Below are 349 nucleotides of genomic sequence, written 5' to 3' on the forward strand. Positions count from 1 at the left end.
GTTGAACATCGCTGTTCGCGTCATCTAACTTAGCGATCTCTTGTGCTGCACGCTCTGGAATACCACGTTTAGCATATAGCTGAGCCAGTAGTCGGCGGTCTGAGTTTTTCAGCTCTACGCCTTGAAGATCAGCTAGTGCTAGTGTGTTCAATGCATCGCGGTTGCGCTCTAGTCTTAACTGAATACCCACAAGTTGACGCCACCAGTTGTCTTTTTCTGGCTGAAGTTCAATCAGGCTTTCCAGTGTTGGAATAGATTGCTTCCATTGCTTTAGCTGTAGTTGCGCACCCAGTTTTAGCGAAAGAGACGACAGTTCTGATTTCGCATTGAACTTGTCGCGATTACCAAT

Annotated in this window: 1 protein-coding gene; it reads right to left on the reverse strand. The window is 46.7% G+C overall.

Annotation, left to right across the window (positions count from 1 at the left end; all coding sequences use genetic code 11):
- On the reverse strand, positions 1-349 hold a 349-nt coding region (locus tag AB4512_RS23045; RefSeq protein WP_372175848.1), incomplete at both ends, for a BTAD domain-containing putative transcriptional regulator.

Origin of the sequence: Vibrio sp. 10N.222.52.B7, assembly GCF_041474275.1 — a bacterium.
Lineage (GTDB): Bacteria > Pseudomonadota > Gammaproteobacteria > Enterobacterales > Vibrionaceae > Vibrio > Vibrio crassostreae_C.